Below are 20,421 nucleotides of genomic sequence, written 5' to 3'. Positions count from 1 at the left end.
GACTGACGACGGTTTCTGGGTCAACCGTCTTCGGTGGTAGCTCCACGCCGAAATCCGCCCGCATCGGGGCGCTGCACCGCAGCGCCCCGATGCTCGATCCACCGGCGGCCGCATCGCCCGGTCAACCAACGCGTCGGGCGATGGCACCGCTTATTTTCTCGGCCGCTTTGCTACCGGTCGCCCGCCAAAACTCGATTTCGTTGATCGGCCTGACACGCCGGACGTGAGACTTGGAAATTCTTTTTCCAAACCGTACACGAATCAATTGTCAGAATCTAATCTTGTGACCGTCTTCGCCGGCGGTAGCGTTTGACCGCTGCAAGTCTGGCCGATGGGCAAAGGGTCGCCAACGCATTTGTTGGTTCGACGCGTCACCTCTCTTGGTGTGATCATTCACATGCCAGCTTCTTTCGCTTTGGGGCTTCGAAGGTCGGCCTCAACGTCAGCTCACTCCGCCATCCCAACGAAAGCCAAAGGTCCTGCACAAACACTCCATCAGACGAAAAAGAATCTCGCGAAGCGACGACATTCGGACCGGCGATTATCAGTTGAAAGTTTAGAAGCGCGTCGTGTCTTGGCCAGCTTAGTCTTGCTCGACTTCACGCCCGACACAATTGCCGCGGAATGGAACACGGGGCGTTTCTCCGACGTGTTCGCACCCGCGTCCGTTTCTGTCACGAATCAGTTCCTGGACTACAACGGGGACAATCAAATCAGCGTTGCCGACGCCGAACTGGCGGCTCGAAAAATCACGGCTCGGGTCGGCCGGTTGCTTCAGCCGTTCAAACAGGCGGGCGTCAACGTCGTGACGATGTACACGCCGGATCTGACAGGGGCCGCCGATCCGGGAGAAGGCGAAACGCGACTGGCGCTCGGACGAGCCTCTGATACGGACAATACCTACGTCATCTATGTCGGTGATCAGAAGCCCCCGGCATCGCCATTTCGATTCGGTGTCGCATCGCAGGCCGCGGCCGGACAAAATCTTGAAACCTATGCCTACGTCTTCGCCGGCGAACTGGCTGATCGGTTTTCAGCCGGCGAATACGGGTGGAAAAAGGCTGGGGCGCTCAAGCCGATTGATTTTACCAATCAAGTGGCGTTCGGTATCGCGCACGAACTGGGGCACATGCTCGGATTGGGGCATCTGAAGGATGCCAAGACGGGACTCTTTCCTCGCAATTATCACGACGTGATGAATGCAATGAAATATGCGAACCCGGCGATTTCGACTTTCCGCACAGATGCCAAACACTTGATGGAGATCGGTGATTTCGCAACGCAGTCGTTCGACTACGTCGCTAATCTTAACGCGTTTGCCGAAGTGCACGATTCGATGAGCGTCGATTCGAACGGGAATTTCACGCAGGTGACTCTGCCAAACTCGCAATACCCTTACGTGCCGACGTTTCTAGAACTTTACGGATCGGAACTGGGACCGGCGTATGCGATTCCGGTGCCGAATTCGTCGGTGCCTCCGTCGACCGTGGGGCGGGCTTCGGATCACACGATCAATAGCATCGCCGGCGCGATCACCTCAGGATTCAACTCGCTTCGGTCGGACGTTTTGGGAAAGTTTTCCGATCGGTTTAACCTCCCCGAAAATGCATTGCCGTTGATCAACGGTGATCTTGGGGATCTGTTGCAACTTGGCAACGCTTTGTCAGCCACAATCCCCACGATCAATGCGTCCGCGTCGACGACGATGTCGCAAATGCGAACGACGCTGACCAATGCTGGATTTAACGTTGACTACGCATTAAGCGACGCGGAGTTCGTCGCACTCGCGAGTGAATCCCCGGCGGATTTCATTCGAGTGAGCCGCACGTACACGCTTGCCGAAATCGCGAAATCGGCAATGCTATCACCCGCGGCCTTGGGCGGCATCGGAGAACTCGCCGGCGTCAATTGGACGGGGCAGCTTGACGTTGCAGCCGACATCGCATTCACGATTTCTTTCGGCGTCGACTCCGGCGGTTTTTATCTCGTGCCCGGCAACGGCCTCGTGGGCAATCTTACTGTCGGCGGAAACCTAAATGCCACTCTCGGACTCGGCAGCGTGACTGGGAACGCAGCGATCTCGTTTTCTCCGTCAGTGCTACTAAGGACATCGGACGCTGACGGGCGAATTCGACTCGATTCCCTGTCCGACCAGTTTGCGACGTCATCGGAATTGATCGTCAACGGCGGGGCGGGCGTGAATCTGGATTTCAAGTATCCGATTCCAGGGTCGCCCGATTTTTCGTTCGGGGGAGATTGGGTCTGGGATTTGCAGCCTGACGGAAATGGTTTTGTATTGGATGCCGCGAATTCCGGATTCGACACCGACGCTTTTCTCAATTCATTGACGGATGCATTCGGCGTCGGCTTGAACAAACTGTCCGGGCAAGCGCAGGAGATGCTCGCGAAGGTCGATGACGTTCCGATTGTCGGATCGAGTCTAAACGCAGCAATCCTGCCACTGGTTTGCGACACCTTGTCCTACAACAACCAATGGGGAACGGCAGAATCCTATTTGGCGGAACGGGGAATACAGATCGTTTCCGTGGTCTCTCCACAGGACATCGTCAACGGAACCTATCTCCAGGGCGATCTGATTCAGCTGCAGTTTCAGCGTACGCTGACGCGCGACAATCCGATGACGTTCAACGCGACGGGGCAGAAACTGAAATTCGGAAACGGCCCTACACCGGTCACCGTTGGCGTTGCCGGTCAGGTGTCGGTGGATCCGATGTTGACATTCAATATGCAGTTCGGGCTCGATGCGACGCGTGGCCCATACGTGCTCGAAGGGGCGTCGATGGTCGGCCAGTTGCCCGTGACGATTCCGCATGCCACGCCGTTGATCGGAACGCTCGACATCGGAAATCTGTTGGCCGTCTCGGCGGTGGCCAGTGGTGCAATTGACGCATCGGCAACGTTTACCTTAAGTGATTTCGATGCCGATCCGAGCGAGCGGTTTTATCTGCGTGAACTCAATCTGGCGATCGAAAACCGACGCAACGGTGATCCGAATGATCCTCAGCAGCAGTCCGTCCGTACGGCTGGCGATCTGACGTTGGACTTGCAGCTATCCGTCAATTCGCCAAGTACCAGTTTGCCCGAAGTACTTCGCGACGTGATCACGGACAGTTTTTCTTGGCAGGCGGAAGTGACCTACCAGTGGCCCGGGAATGTCGGCAGCTACGAATTGGTGAGCTATCCAACGTTCCCGGATTTTGAAACGGCGCTACGCGACAAGTTTTTCCAGAAACTCGATCAGTTTAACCCGCTGCCGAAAGAATTGAGGAACTTTCTTGCACAGCCACTTCCATTTTTCAATCGAACCGTCGTCGATATCGTTTCGGCGAGCGAGGGGGCCAAGCTGTTCTTGAACTCCGCCCATCCAGACTATGCCAGCGGGGATGTCGAGTCGATGGTCGATCATCCTCCCGATGAACATGGTGAATACGTCGATTTAAACTACGACTTTACTGAAATTTCGAGCGTGATCGCGTTATTGAAAGGCGAACCCGCAAACCTCTTTTCACTGGACATCTACCAGATCTTTGCTTCCAAGGATTTCGAGTACGAGGCGTATCCCAGGACGACCGTCATGTCCTACATGGGTTTCGTCAATGGTGACATTGAGGTCAACTTGGTCGCGGGGCTTGAGTTCGGAGTCGATCTTTTCGTCGGTTTGGACACCAACGGCTTTTATTTGAGAAGCGACGCCGCGCCGGCCGTCTTCCTTTCTGCATCCATTGCCGCGCAGCCTATTTTGACAGGCAGCATTGCAAGTGCAATTGATTTTGCTGAACTCACGGGCGAAGTGACTTTGGTAGCAACAGGAGGTCTTGATGCGAGAATTCCCGAGCGAGATGTCCAATCGCACGCAGACGGGAAGATTCGCGGCAATGATCTGTACCGCAACGGAGAGCTGAACGAAAACTATGCCGAACTATCACTCACGCTCGATTTGAATTGGTCGCTCCAGGGACGCGTGTTCATCGAAGGTACTAGTCTGGAAAAGCAGACCGGTACCTATGCGGATACCAAGCGACTTTATGAAAAACGAGTGGGGGTCAGTGAACTAACGAGCGAAAACTTTTCGGACCAGTCGGATGACATGAAGAATCGCATTGATTCGATTCGCCTTTGTGGTGTCATCGGTGCAACGAACTATGCGCATCTCTGCCCGACCGAAGTGATGATCGACCCGGAGAAAGAGAAAGAGCGGGTGGCGGCAATCGTCAAAGGCGCTGTTGACAAGGCGGACCGGGACGGACAGATCGTCAAAGCAAACACCTATGACAAGTCGGATGAGGGACACAGGAGAGCATCCGAAGCTGACAACGGTCTTCGTAAGGGCGTTCCAGGGGCGGCGCTGCTGCGAGACTTTGAGTACTACCTGCAGCATCCGGACAAGCAACTTGAATTGCTGAAAGACGTCCAGGCGAAACTACCGACTCCGGTTCCGGCGACGCCGGACAATCCGCTTGGGCTTCCCCCGCCTCCGGACCCGCGCGACGTTTTTGGGCTGACCTGGGTGAGCACTCCGACCGCACCAGACGACCAGGCGACATTCTCCACCGATGTGCAAGGGAACACGCTGTACGTGACGTGGTTCGAGAATCACGGCTTCAACCTCTATCAGCAAGAGGACGACCTGGCAGCGACCCTGCGTGTCACGTACGAGGAGGGGAAGTTTGTGATCGATGGAATCGATTTTGTGACCGACGTGACCATCGCTCAGCAAATCAGCACCACGGTGGTTCACGATAGCGAAACGGCGCAAGTGATTTTCCCGAATCGTGTCACAGTCGATGCAGGAACCATCACACGCGTCGTTATCACTGGGTCATCGCGTTCAGACGTCATTTTGGTTGACGGCACGCTGCCCGTTCCCGTCACGATTCTGGGCGGCGAAGGCGACGATTATTTGCAAGGCTCCATGCACGATGACTTCATTTCCGGCGGTGGTGGAAATGACACCCTACTCGGAATGGCGGGCAACGATGAATTGGCCGGCGACGGAGATGACGACATTCTTTTCGGAGACTACGGGAACGATACACTCGATGGTGGTACGGGAAATGACACCCTTGATGAAGAAGTCGGCGACGATTACGGCGGACTCTTCTTGGTCCACCCGTCACGTGACGCAGAAATCAATTTCATGGTGGGTGGAAGCGGCGATGATTTGCTGTTGGGATCGCCGGGACAAGACCACATGGACGGTGGGGTGGGTAAAGATTTCTTGTTCGGCGCGGCGGGGCGGGACACCCTACGCGGCGGACCTGATTCGTTGCAGGTCGCTTACGTCGTCGAAGACGAATCCGATTCTCTCGATGGCGGGCACGGCAACGACACGTTGTTCGGAGGAATCGGAAACGATCTGCTGATCGGTGATCGCGGAGACGATGAGATTCATGGTGGCGCCGATGACGACATTGCCTACGGCGATGACGTGCAGCGAAAAGAGACCGGGGCCGATATCCTGCACGGCGATGATGGCGATGACGCACTTTTTGGCGGAGCGGATGTCGATCGGATCTATGGTGGACGCGGTGCCGACCACCTGCATGGCGAGGCAGGCGACGACACACTGATCGGAGCCATGTTGAACGACGAGGAAGCTGTCGGGGACGGCAACGACGCACTCTATGGCGGCGATGGCAACGATACATTGATTGCGGGGCGAAGTGGCGCAACGCTCCGCCGCTTCAGAGGTCTGGGCGATTCGCTGCCCTACGATTTGTTGCGCGGTGGTGATGGGGACGACTACCTTGCGGGCGGTTCAGGACGTGACGTCATGGACGGAGGACGCGGCGGGGATCTTCTCGAAGGAGATTCCGGCGACGACTACCTGTCGGCGGGCGGCGGGCCCGACGGTTCGGATCCCAACTCCAGCCAAGATGTACTTCGCGGTGGTGAGGGCAAAGACGAACTAGTGGGCAGCGATGGGATCATCATTGTCCAAGGCGTTCCAGTTGCCGTCGGTTCAAGACTGGAAGGCGGTGCTCAGGATGACGTCTTGATCGGCGGTGCGCGCGAAGCGGATGTGATGATGGGTGGGCCGGGATCAGATGAACTATTCGGTTTAGGCGGCAATGACCAACTGTACGGCCACGATGACTCGGGCCAGAACGATGACAACCTCCGTGATGTGCTGCACGGCGGTGATGGCGCTGATTTGTTGCATGGCAACGGAGGCCCCGATTTCGTCGACGGTGGACGAGGCGACGATCTGATCTTGGGGCAGGACGGGGACGACACGCTTTACGGGGATGAAGGGGATGACACGGTCTACGGTGGCAACGGTGATGACACAGTCTTCGCGGGCATCGGCAATGATCTGGTCGCCGGAAACGCCGGTGCGGACGAGCTGCGCGGCGGAGACGGGTACGATTTGATCTTCGGCCATAGCGAATCAGGAATCGGCGATGATGCAGCGGAGGATCATCTTTTTGGAGACGAGGGCAGCGATGAGCTTCACGGCCAAGCCGGGGATGACCATGTTTTTGGCGGCGAGCATGATGACTCCATTTTCGGAAGCCTCGGAAACGACCATCTTCGCGGTGGTTCAGGCAATGACCTGATCATCGGAGATGAGGGCGACGATACAATCGAAGGGAACGAAGGCGACGATACGATTGTCGGTGGAGAAGGCTCGGATACCATCGCCGCCGGTGCCGGAGATGACCTCGTCGAAAGTGGATCGGGAGACGATTTTCTGGCCGGAGACAGCGGTAACGACTTGTTGTACGGAGGTGACGGTGACGACGTGATTTACGGAGGAGAACACGACGACTGGATCGCAGGAGAGGCGGGGAACGACCAGATTTTTGGCAATGATGGCAACGATTATCTGGACGGCGGAAAGGGGAGTGATCTCATCGAGGGCGGTGCCGGAAACGACGTCTTGGTCGCCGGCCTCGGCATCGGCAACCTGCTCCGAGGAGACGGCGGCAACGATATCATCACCGGATCCGACGAAGGAGGTGAGCATGATCCGGATTTCACCGATTCCGTCTACTTCGGTGACTTCATCGATGGTGGAACGGGCGCAGACACCATCAACGCCCTCGGTGGTGCGGATCACATCCTCGGTGGCGAAGGAGATGATTCCATCAACGCCGGAGGGGGAAGCGACTTCGTCCAAGGCGGCTCGGGGGATGACCTGATCGATCTCGGTGGCGGGACCCACGACGTCGGCCACGGAAATGAGGGCAACGACGTCCTATACGGATCCGTGTTCGGCGACGACCTCCTGATCGGTCACAGCGGCGATGACAAACTATTCGGCCGCGGCGGCAACGACAGCCTGTACGGCGGAGACGGGGACGACCTGCTCGATGGCGGCACCGGAACGGATCTGATCCTTGGAGACGCCGGCGATGACGAGTTGATCGGCGGCGGTGGCGTCGGCGACCAACTGTCGGGCGGTGCAGGCAACGACGTCATCCGCGGCAGCGACGACGGTGCCGACATCGCCGACGGCGGATCCGGTAAAGACGTGATCTATGGTTACGGCGGAAACGATTCCTTAGCCGGTGGCGATGGCGACGATGTGATTCATGGCGGATCGGGCGACGACCTGATCGAAGGCGGACGCGGCAGCGACACCTTGCTCGGCGAAGCAGACCACGATGTGATTTACGGACACACCGTCGTCGGCAGCGATGACGACGCCGCGGTCGATTTTGTGTACGGTGACTTCGGCATCGGCAGCGTCGGCACAACCGTGCTGGTCACGTCGGGCAATCCCGGGCGGGATCAGCTGTTCGGCGGCGGCGGGAACGACTTGCTGTTCGGCGAAGGCGATGATGATGCGATCCATCCGGGCGCCGGGGCGAGTGATGTCGTCGATTTCGGTTCGGGTGAGTCCGCCGTCCCGAATGATTTTGTGGCACCAACGCCCACCCCCGCCCCCACGGTCCGGTCGCAGGGCTTGCCGCTATCGCAAGCGTCGACGCTCCCAACCGGCGCCGATGAAGCCGGACGATGGCACGGAGTCGGCGGTTCCAATGGGCCCGACGGGATCAGCGGACGTGTCGCGTTGGCAATTGAACCCTCGATCGCCATGCTTGGTGACGTTCGCTACATCGCCTGGGCGGACGACCGGTCGGGCACCTACCAGATCTACGTCGCACGCCATGACTCCGCCAGCGGCTGGACCGAGTTGGACCAGTCCGCCGGTTACGGCGGCATCTCCAACAGCGGAGCGTCTTCGCGCGCACCCTCGATCACGGTCGATGCCAGCGGCCGACCCGTGGTTGCCTGGACCGAGCGATCCGGGACTCAGTCGAACATCCATGTGGCGGTCTGGAATCCTGTTGACGGCCACTGGCAATCGCTCGCCGGGGCGGGGCAGTCGGTCCGTGCCAGCCAAAGCGGGCGGGCGTCTCAGCCCCAGATCGTTTCAACGTCCGCCGGCATCGTCGTCTTTTGGATCGATGAACTCACCGGCACACGTGATCTGGCGGTGTTTCGTTTTGATGGCGTGGCCAACCAGTGGGTCGGGCTGGACGGATCCTCCAACGGTTTTGGTGTTTGCCTGACACAAAACGTGCTGGACTATTCCGTCGATGTGGATGGTTCGAAGATCGCCATCGGATACACCAAAACCGATGGCACGGTCTCGAACGTCCATGTGAAAGAGTTCGGAGGAGCAAGTTGGACGGACTTGTCCACATCACCGGTCACCGGAATCAGCGCTGCGGCAGAATCCGCGTCCGAAGTGGCCGTCGCCTATCATCAAGGCGAACTGTTTGCGGCCTGGACCGATTCGCTTTCCGCCGACTCATTCGGCTCGGAAGTTTATGTTCTGCGCCGGACGGGGACGACGTGGACTGATGCGGGAACCGGATCGGCGACCGAACGAGGCGTTTCGGGGCCGATCCGCCAATCCGCCGGCAGGGTTCACGATCCCGTGCTTTCGTCGAACGCCGGGCGATTGTATCTCAGCTGGATCGACCACCGCGATGCGATTGATCCTGGCAAAGTGTTTTCGCTTCAATGGTCGGGGCTGCAATTCCAAGCGGCAATTGGCGGCGATGCGAACGGTGCGGGCATCGTCCGCGGGCAAGACAACATCGACACGATCGTGTCGTCGGTCGACTCGTCGGGGCGACTCTGGTTGACATGGGCGCGACAACATGACGGTGTCGGGTCGATCGGGTTGGTCGGTCAAGGCAACTCGGCAACGAACGTCTTTCTGGCCGATTCGACCAATACGGTCGCCAACATCCTGGCAACGACCGATCTGAATCCCGGCGACAGAATCTTGGTTGTTGGCGATCAACCCGTCGGATTCACGGTGCTCGCCGCGGACTCGGGCGTCCAGATCCTCGGTGCACCAGGAGTTTCAATCCATGGTCCCGTTGCCGTCGACGGCGCCACCGGCGTGCTGATGCAAAACCTGCAGCTTGAGTCTTCGTTGTCGATCCTCGACGCGTCAAATTTCACCATGCGTGATTCCTCGCTTCCGGTCGGCGGCGTGTTCGTCAACGGCGGAAACAACCTGAGTTTCATCCGCAATGACTTCGGCTTTCCCGTGACCCTGGCCGGTGGCGGCAACGGAATCTTGCTGTCGCAGAACCGTTTCGAATCGGGGCTGGAATTGACCGGGTATGTCGTCGACGTGGCAATCAACGACAACATCGTCGCGTCAGACGGGATCGATGTGATCGGCGTGACAAGCGGTGTCATGCGAGCCAATTCTGTCGTCGGCACACTCGATCTGCAAGCCGAATGGACGGGCGTGATCGAGGACAACCGTTTCCATGGTTCACCGGTCGGTGTGCGTTACGCGGCGCCCGCGCAACTGCGGGACAACCGAATCGATGGAAACCAGACCGGTGTGGTGGTCGACTGGAACGATCCCGTTTCCGGGTTCGGTCAGGTCGGCGCTGACGCGACCAATCAAATCGAACGCAATGGGACCGGCGTCTTGCTGAATACGACTGGCGCGACCGTTTCCGGGCAACAGATTCACAACAACGGCGTTGGCATCAGCGGCGTCGGCCGTGCGGGGGGCTTCGATCCGCAGCGGCCGAACCGATTGATCGGAAATTCAATCGGCATCGCCACAACTGGGCCGATCGAATTCAATACCATCATCGGCGGATCGGTCGGCATTAGCGCCGCGTCCACGCAAATGATTACGCACAACGTCTTTCAGAAGAGTGCGACATCGATCGACGTCAGCGGCACGACCAGCACGCGAATTCTGAACAATACTTTTATCGACACCAGCGGCACCCATGTCCACATCCACAACCAAGCGATGGAGACGGAGATTCGTGGGAACCTGATGTCGACGTCGGGAGGAACAAACATCGTCGTCGCACCCGATAGCGAGTCGGGGTTCTATTCCGATCACAATTTGCTGCACGCGGAAAACGGCGGGCATCTGGTGCGTTACTTGGTGACGGACTTCGATGACATCTTGGACTGGCAACGCGATCTCCACAAGTTCGGTTTGAACTCGTTCGGGACGACGGTGGTGTCCCCGACCGGCATCGAGCCGGTTTATTCGCTCGGGACATCGCCACCGGACCGTTTGACACCCGCCGCGGCGAATCAGCGTCGGACCGGTCCGGGAACCGACGGCGGATCGCCGTTGACGCCGGTGGCGACGTCGGTCGCGGCAAACACGATCGCGAATCCCGTGTTCTCCGGCGGCATGACCGGATGGACGGCGTCACCCACGCTGTCACGTTCGCTCAGTACCGAAGCATTCTATGAAGGCAACCAGTCGCTGCGGATCGCCACCTCGGTTTCAGGAACGCTTTCGCAAGTCGTTGGGCTCAATTCGGTCGGCATGGATTTGACGAAAGTCGACGCGGGACGAATGGATGCGATCGCATCCATTCGTGTACGCGTTGAAGGCGGCGGGCAATCGAAGTCAACGTTGCGGCTGGAGTTGGAGTTTCGTTCGGCATCCGATTCCGTCTTGAAGACGGTCCAGGTCGATGCCGACGCATCCAATGATCGCTGGTCTCTGGTCGGCGACCGTGTCGCGATCCCACCATTGACGCGCAGCGTGGCGTACCGCTTGGTGTCCGATGGTGCGGCGCCTGCTGGAACACAGGAATTGATCGACGACGCATCGCTGATCTTCGTTGCTGACGCCTTTGCGGCGGACCTTGGCGCGGGCGGCGGCTCCGAATCCGATGCCGGCCAGATCGCGGGACCACGTCTGTATCTCCGCCGTCCCGACTTGTATCTCGATTGGGAACGCGATGTCCCAAAAACGATTCACTGGGATTCACACGATGTGCCGACGAACGAACCGATTCGGATCGAATTGTGGCAAGACACAAGCGATGGGCCCGCCTTCCTGACGACGATCACAACCGCGACGGCAAACGATGGGCAATACACCTGGACTCCCGTGTCCAGCGGAATCGATTTCGGCACCCATGGCTTGCGGCTTCAATTGTCCCTGGCGAACGATCGGATCGTGTTTGACCGCAGCTTTGAATCGTTCAGCGTTCCGGAGCAATCCTCACAGTACTTCGTCAACGATGTCCTGAGCGGTGCAGACCAATACACGACGGCCGCCGGTAGCCACCGCAATACCGGCCGCTTGGCCGATCGTCCGAAACCGTCGATCGATTCGGTGCTGCAGGCATACATGTTGTCGGCCGGTGACACGCTTTACGCGGACAACGGAGATTACCGCTTGTTTTATCCCGTCACCATTTCGAATGTTCCCGGAGTCGGCGACGACGAAGGGTTCGTGATGCGCGGCGCTCAAAGTGGGACCACGACGCTGCGTCACGCCGGACCGTTGACCGTCGCGCCCTTGGTCGAGCTGATCGACGCCGATTTCGTCACCATTTCGGATTTCCGACTGAATGATGCCCAATACGGTTTGTTCGCGAGCGACGGAACGACCTCGCTGACGGCCGAGCGGCTTGAGGTCAGCGGTCATGACGTGGATGGCATCTATCTTGGCAGTGGACATGCACAGCGACTGGCCCAGATCACGGCGGCCGATAACGGGCGGTTCGGAATCTATTCTCAAGGAACGGTGGGCGAGTTGGTCGCCGCTGACGTCTTCGACAATGCCAGTGACGGCGTTCAGATCATCGGAAATGTGGGATTAGTCGACCACTCGTTGTTCTACGACAACGGCGGCAACGGGTTGAATTTGGGCCAGGCCGGGGCGGTCACGATCACATCCAGCGCGGCGTATCGCAACGACGAGCATGGTCTTTTTGCGTACGGATTAGTCGATGGTGCCGTGATCGGCAACAGCAACCTTTCGTCTAGTGCGGGCAATAAGTTCTATGAAAACGCGGGCGACGGTGTGTACGTCAGTGGACTCGCATTGATCGCCGGCAACGTCGCTTACGGCAATGCCTCCGGCGCTGGCATTCGAAACACGTCTGGCGGAACCGTTCGAAACAACGTTTCGTTTGGGAACCTGGTTGGAATCGATTCGTATGGGCCGGTGACCGGGAATCGCGTCTACGACAATCGCGACGGCGTTCGTGGATACTACGGTGAATCAATCCGCGACAATGTCATCTACTCAAACGATTTCGGCATCCTTGCTTACAATAGTTCCGGGGATGTCATCAACAACCTGATTTATGACGTTGCTGAGGTCGCGGTTTGGTTCAACCAACCACTGGCGACAACTCAGATTCGTAACAACACGATTGTGGTCGATGGCAACGCCGCGGCGGTGCGTGTCGTCAATGGCGGCGGTCCATCCATCACGAACAATGTTCTGGTGGTGGATGACGGCAGCGTGTTCGATTTAGATGGTCCTAGCCAGTTGACCCATCGGTCGAATTACAATTTGTACCATGTCACCGGAACGGGCAATTTGGGTGTCTGGGCCGGGGTGGCGCGAAACTCACTCACCGCGTGGCAACTTGTCAGTGGTGCCGATGGCTCCAGTTTGGTCGGCAACCCACACTTTGTCGACGTTGCCGGAGCCGATGGGATTGTTGGTGCCAGCGGAGCGGCTCACGGGTTTGACGACGATTTTCACTTGCAAAGCCAATTCGGCAGCTTGCATGGTCAGAGCTTTGGCCCCGTGATTGATCCCGTAAGCGGATTGCCGGTGTTGGCCGTCGGGACTTGGATGCTGGATGCGCAACAATCCATCGGAATCGACCGGGGGGATCAATCGATCCCGGTGGGGGCCGAACCGAGCGACAACGGCGGCTACATCAACTTGGGGGCCTATGGAGGAACCACCGCAGCATCCAAGAGCCCGACGCAGTTCATGTTGGTGACCAAACCGTCCGCGGCCGCCAACTGGCCAGCCGGTCAGTCCTTCCCCATTCATTGGCGCACCAGCGAGCCGGGCGGGACGGTTGACATTCAACTGGTTCCCGACGGTGGCGGCACGCCAATTTTGATTGCCGATGACACCACCAACGACGGGCAATTCACGTTCACCGTTGACACGTCCGTCCCTCCGGGAGCCTACAACGTCAGCGTTGAAACGGCGGCTGGCCTGGCCGGCATGACTCCATTCCCGATCCATGTGACCGGTCAAATCAATGCGTACTACGTCAATATTTCCGGCGACGCTGACCTGACCGACAACCAGTACACCACCGCCGCCGGCGACCCCTCATTCAGCGGCATCTCGCCCGATGCACCCAAGTCGTCGATCCGGGAGATCTTGTTCGCCTACGACCTGGAACCCGGAGACATTATCTTTGTCGATACGGGGCTGTACACCGTCGAAGCGAACATCGTGATCGATGCGGAAGATTCGGGGGTGCGTATCGCGGGTCCGACGGAAGTCGGCAAGGCGGCGATCCTGGATCGCGGCAACACCAACGCCGGCAGTTTCGTGTTCGACTTGGTGGGCACCGATTCGGTGACGCTCTCGAACCTGTCGATCAGGGGCGCCGATAGCGGGATTCATCTGGGCGCAAGTGCCGGCAACACGAACACGACGATCGTCGGCAACGATCTGTTCGGCAACCAAACGCACGGTGTGGTCGTGTTCGGCGGAAACACGGACACGTTGATCGAAGGCAACGCGGTTCACGATAACGTGTACTACGGTGTTTGGATCGACGGTGACCGGACGACGGTCTCGGGCAACCGCGTGTACGCGAACCAATACGGCGTGTGGGCTGGCTTTGTCGGCGCTCAGACCCAGCGGCGAATCATCGACAACGTGGTGTATTCCAACACGCACCAGGGCCTCTATCTTTCGGTCGGCACCGAGGCGATCGACAACGAGGTTTACGGTCACAGCGTGGGGGTTGGGATCCAGGTGGATCCGGGGGCGGTGGCGCGTGGCAACGTGGTTCGCGGCAACGATGTCGGGATCTACACCCAGTACAGCGCGACGGTCGATTCCAACCGTGTCTATGACAACCGGATCGGAATTCGCACCGCCAACGGCTTTGACACGGTGCTGGTCGGCAACCGGGTTTATTCCAACAGCGACGGGATCCGCGTTGAAGGCCAGAATTATGTCACGATTTCAAACAACCTGGTCTACGCCAACACGAACTCGGCCGTCTTTTTAGATGGCGGCTACCGTAGCGTTGACGCCCATCCGGGGATCATCGGCAACACGATCTACCAATCGGTCGGCGATGCGGTGACGATCGAAAAATCCAGCGATGTGCGTTTGTCGAACAACATTCTGTGGGTGGAAAACGGTGCGGCGATCAGTGTCGCCGCCGATGCTCAGGTCGGATTTGCCAGTGATTACAACCTGTTCCATCTGCCCGGAACGGGGATTTTGGCTCGCTGGGACGGACAGGGGATCGATGGCTTGGCCAGTTGGCGGTTTGAATTGGGATTTGATTTCAACGGGCTGGCCGGTGCCCCGATGTTCTTGGATGTTGATGGTGACGATGGCCTGGTCGGTTTCGGCCGCGACGTGCTTTCGACGACGATCATCGATGACGGTGACGCGGGATTCAGCACCACGGGAACCTGGACGACGTACACCACCGGTGGCGGCAACCCCGGCGGATTTGATGACGATTACCGGCAGGGAGATTTTGGTGACAACGGGACGGCCACCTGGACGTTCTCGGGCCTGTCCGCCGGCACGTCGTACCGACTGGCTGCGACGTGGCGGGGTGACTACTACGCCGACGCACAATACCGCATCAGCAGCGGTGGTCGAGAGATCGGAGTGGTCAACAAACGCCAGTACGAGTCCGGCGACGCGGCGGACGACTTCATCGCCGACGGGCACGGCTGGGAATGGTTCGGCCACTATGTGGCGTTGGGTGACACGATCCAGGTCACGCTGATCGATACCGGTGGGTTCCGCTATTCGTACGCCGATGCGATGCGTTTGGACGAGATCGCCGGGGATCGCGGGATCGACGATGATTTTCATTTGCGTAGCGGTTCGCCGGCGATCGACCGTGGCGATCCGCTCTCGCCGTACTTCCTGGAACCACTGCCCAGCGGCGACCGGATCAACCTGGGGGCCTACGGGAACACGTCCGAAGCGACGCCGAGCAACTCGCAAACCGTCCAGGTCACTTCGCCGGTGGGTCTGGAAAAGTGGACCGCGGGCGACACCGAAACGATCCAGTTCCGCAGCAGTGGCTTGACGGCGATGCGAACCGCGTTGGCGCTCAATGCCGGCGGAACGGCCGTCGGCGGTTGGAGTGAAAATGCTTTCCAGGGCAATTCGAACCAGGCCAGCGTCGCCCAACCGATCGATCTGACGGCGGTGACGAGCCCTGCACCGGCGGAGATCTATCAAAGCTATGCGTACAGCGTTAGCTCTGTCGATCCACTGCGTTACGAGTTGCCGCTTCGCAGCGGCAGTTACACCGTCCGGCTGCACTTTGTCTCGACACCCTACACGACGTTCGATTTGTCGCTGCAAGGTCAGTTGGCGGAATCAAGTGTCGATCTGAATGCCCAGGCCGGCGGAACGGAACGGGGGCTGGTCAAAGAGTTTGCGGTCACGGTGGTCGGCGAGGAAGGGCTGGTGATCGAGATGGCCAGTGTCAACGGCTGGTACGCCGAAGGCTTGGCGGGGATTGAGGTTTTGCAGCCCAATGCGGGCGGCACCGCCAACCCGACCGCGTCAATCGACGTCTCGACCGATGGCGGATCCAGCTGGACGGAGATCGCGACGGGAGTCGCGTTGAATACGCGCGGTCAAGGCCGCTACGACTGGACGATCCCCAGCGGATTCATCACCAGCGGATCGACGGCGCTGGTTCGTGCGCGCAGCGGCGGTGTCAGCGGTCGTTCAGCATCGGCGTTCATGATCACGCCGGCAGGCAACCAGTTTTACGTCAACGTCGCCGGTGACACGAACCTGACGGACAACCAGTACACGACCGCGGCCGGGGACAACGCGGCCAACGGCCGCTCGCCGGCGACGCCGATGGCATCGATCGCGGCGCTGCTGCGGGCCTATGACCTCAATCCCGGAGACACGGTTTATGTCGATACCGGGACGTACGACCTGCCGGCCAACATCGTGATCGATGCGGAAGATTCGGGGGTGCGTATCGTGGGTCCGACGGAAGTCGGCAAGGCGGCGATCCTGGATCGCGGCAACACCAACGCCGGCAGTTTCGTGTTCGACTTGGTGGGCACCGATTCGGTGACGCTCTCGAACCTGTCGATCAGGGGCGCCGATAGCGGGATTCATCTGGGCGCAAGTGCCGGCAACACAAACACGACGATCGTCGGCAACGATCTGTTCGGCAACCAAACGCACGGCGTGGTTGTGTTCGGCGGGAACACGGACACGTTGATCGAAGGCAACGCGGTTCACGACAACGTGAGCTACGGGATCTGGATCGACGGTGAATCGACGACCGTCTCGGGGAACCGCGTGTACGCCAACCAATACGGCGTGTGGGCTGGCTTTGTTGGGGCTCAGCTGCTGCGGACGGTCATCGGCAATGTGGTGCATTCCAACACGCATCAGGGCATCTATCTTTCCGCCGGCACCGAGGCGGTCGAGAACGAAGTCTACGGACATAGCAGCGGGGTCGGTATCCAAATGGATCCGGGCAGCGTGGCGCGTGGCAACGTGGTGCACGGCAACGATGTCGGGATCTACACCCAGTACAGCGCGACGGTCGATTCCAACCGTGTCTATGACAACCGGATCGGGATTCACACCGCCAACGGCTATGACACCGTGTTGGTCGGCAACCGGGTTTATTCCAACAGCGAGGGCATTCGGATTGACAGCCAGAACTATGTCACGATCACAAACAACCTGGTCTATGCCAACACGAACTCGGCGGTCTATTTGAAGGGGGGCTATCGTAGCGGCGATGCCCATCCGCGGATCACCGGCAACACGATCTACCAATCGGTCGGCGATGCGGTGACGATCGAACAGTCCAGCGATGTGAGTCTATCGAACAACATTCTGTGGGTGGAAAACGGCGCGGCGATCAGTGTCGCCGCCGATGCCCAGGTCGGATTCGCCAGCGATTACAACCTTGTTCACTTGGGAACCGGTTCTTCGGTCAGCTACGGCATTATTGCTGGGCAAGTTCAGAGTGATTTGGCGGCTTGGCAGGCGGCAACCGGCGATGCGGCACATTCGCTGGCCGCTGATCCGTTGTTCTTGGATGTCAACGGGATCGACAACCGACTCGGGTACGTCGACGGCCAGGACTACTCTCGGGACGACAACTGGTCGCTCGGAAAAACATCGCCGGCGATCGACAGCGGGCACAGCTGGTACGCGGGGTCGACGGACGCCGTGGGCTCGGCGCGTCGCGACGACATTGCGAGTCCGGATTCGGGATCGATCGATTACTTTCAGTCGCCGACGACCGACATGCCCTTTGTTTCGTCCGGAACGGCGATGAACTGGAAAGCCGGGTATCCCGATTACTCCAGCCAATACGTTCTTCCATTCGAATTTCCATTCTTCGACCGGTCTTACCAGACGGTGACGATCACCACGGGAGGTCTGATTCAGTTCGAAAATACAGGCTCGATCCACTGGGACGAGACGGCCGCGAATCGATTCTCCGATGCGGCTCAAATCGCCGCTTTGTGGGACAATTTGCGAACCAACGAAACGGACGATGACATTTTTATCGACGAATCGACTGCGGATCAGGTGACGATTCGTTGGGATGCGACCCATGTCGACGATGGGCGTGACGTCGATTTTGCGGTCACGCTGTATGCCAGCGGAGAATTCCGATTTAGCTATGGCAGCGAAGTCACCGGCAATCCGGTGGCCGGGTACGCGGACCCGCGATTCTTTCGGACACACTTCGCCCTGCCTACATCGACGCAACCGCCGATCACGAATCAGGCGATTGATTTCGAACTCAGGCCGGGTCAGGTGGATCGAGGCGCGCTGGAGTTTCGCGGGTCCAGTGACGACAGCCTGGCCCCCATCGTCACGTCAACATTCCCCGGTGCGATCGGTCAGCAACAACCGATCTCGGCTCTGATCGATTCGATTCGGATTCAGTTTAGCGAAGAAGTGAATTACTTTGACGCCGGCTCGTTTGCGGCGTATGAGTTGCGTGAGGCCGGGGCAAACGGGACGTTCGGCGATGGCGATGACGTCGTCTATCAGCTCGTACCACAGTTCAATCTAGGCGACTCGTTCGTCGATCTTCAAGTCTTGTTCGCTGCGGTCGCGCAAAGCCCACTCGTGGAAGGTCTGATCGCCCAAAGCTCGCCCGCGCAAAGTCCCGTCGGTCAAGGTCTCGCCCAGGTCCTCGGCGGGAATTATCTGCCCGAAGGCAATTACCGCTTTTCCATTCAAAGCGATCAGACTGGTGGGGTTCGTGATACCGCGGGATTGTTGATCGACGGCGACGGAGACTCCAATCCCGGCGGCAGCTACGTCCGAGAATTCGAGGTCTTTTTCCTGCCAGAGTTTTCGTCTCTTTTGCTTTCCGCCAATGTGAATGAAGGAGGGACGGCGACGCTTTCCGGGGAAATCATCGATTACAGCGCAGCGACGTCACCCTCGGTGCAAGTCGACTGGGGTGATGGCACGCCGCCTGCGATCTACGCGATTGCGGCCGGAGAGACGTCCTTTCAGATCAATCGCATCTATGCCCAGGACAGCGTGTCGGCAGTTGGGGGGCAATTCGCTGTCACCGCCACGTTGGTTAATGATCTGGGGCGATCCAGTGCCGCGAGCGACGCGTTTGGCATTGTCGTGCACAACGTTATTCCGATGGTCAGCAGTTTGACCGGGCCGAGCGATGTCACCGAGGGGCAGGAGTTCACGTTGACTGGGCAGTTCAGCGATCCGGGCACGGCAGACGCGCATGTGTTGATCATTGATTGGGGTGACGGCGGACCACCCCAACAGGTGGCGCTTCCATTGGGCAGTCGCCAGTTTTCGATGCCGCATACCTACCAAAACGTGCCTTCGCGTTTAGCGCCGATCGATCGCACCATTGCGGTCATGGTCCGTGATGACGGCTCCACCTCCGCCGCGGCGAGTCATTCGGTTCGATTGACCCCGATCAACGCGCCACCGTCAATTGACGATGCGGTGATGGTTGTCGCCGAGATGGCCGACGATGGACAGGTCGTCGGGCAAGTCGTCAACGCTGACTCTGATTTGATCGTCCCCAATGAAGACACACAATCGTTCGCCATCGTGGGCGGATCCGGGTTGGGGCGATTCCAGATCGACAACAGCGGTACCATCACGGTCGTCAACGGTGCGGCACTGGATTATGAATCGGTAAGTTCCTACTCCCTGGTCGTCGAAGTGACCGATGGTCATGGATTAAAGGACCAGGCGGTGATCACGATCCTTTTGGCGAACGTCCCGGAAGTCGAAGCGATCCAGATCGGCGACGGAACAGCCCAGCGGAGTGTTATCCGTAAAACCATCGTTCGATTTGATTCGCTGGTTGCTTTCGATCCCGGCGCGTTTGAAATCCAAAAGATCGGCGGCGAAGTGTTTCAGCCCGTCGTGGTGACCGAAGTGGTCAATGGGAAAACGGTCGCAACGCTCTCCTTCCAAGGTCAATCCACGATCGGCGGATCTCTCTCCGATGGCAACTACCGCTTACGGATTGTTCACGACAGGGTTGTCGCAGGCCAGATGCGGATGCGCGCCGACGCGGTCGACGATTTCTTCCGCTTCTTCGGCGACACCGACGGCGACCGGGACGTCGATGGCCAGGATTATGGTCGGCTCGGATTGACGTTCTTGAAATCGTCGACAAATCCAGCCTTCAATCCCGCCTATGATTTTGACGGAGATGGCGATGTCGATGGCCAGGATTACGCGAATTTCGGACTGCGGTTCCTGCGGAGACTTTCCCAGTAGAGGTCGTGCGGTTTTTGGATATCACCCTCCTGGCAGGAGGGTCGAGCGCAGCGAGGGGAGGTCGAACGGTGAATTGCCGAACAATTTTTCGTCCTCCGGTCGATTTTAATCGTGGATCAACCCTCCCCGCGTCGTCGCCACTCCTCCGCGACCTTCCCCGAGGGAGGGTGAAG

1 protein-coding gene is annotated in these 20,421 nt (G+C 58.8%); it reads left to right on the top strand.

What is annotated here, in order from left to right:
• Positions 1–574: 574 nt before the first annotated feature.
• Positions 575–20,248 (top strand): right-handed parallel beta-helix repeat-containing protein, encoded by a 19,674-nt coding sequence (locus tag H1B37_RS07075; RefSeq protein ID WP_182865929.1) that lies wholly within the window; start codon positions 575–577, stop codon positions 20,246–20,248.
• Positions 20,249–20,421 lie beyond the last annotated feature (173 nt).

The organism is Stieleria mannarensis (assembly GCF_014154935.1).
In the GTDB taxonomy this organism is placed as follows: domain Bacteria; phylum Planctomycetota; class Planctomycetia; order Pirellulales; family Pirellulaceae; genus Stieleria; species Stieleria mannarensis.
Note: the sequence above shows the minus strand (reverse complement) of the source record. Positions and strands in the feature narration are given on the sequence as shown.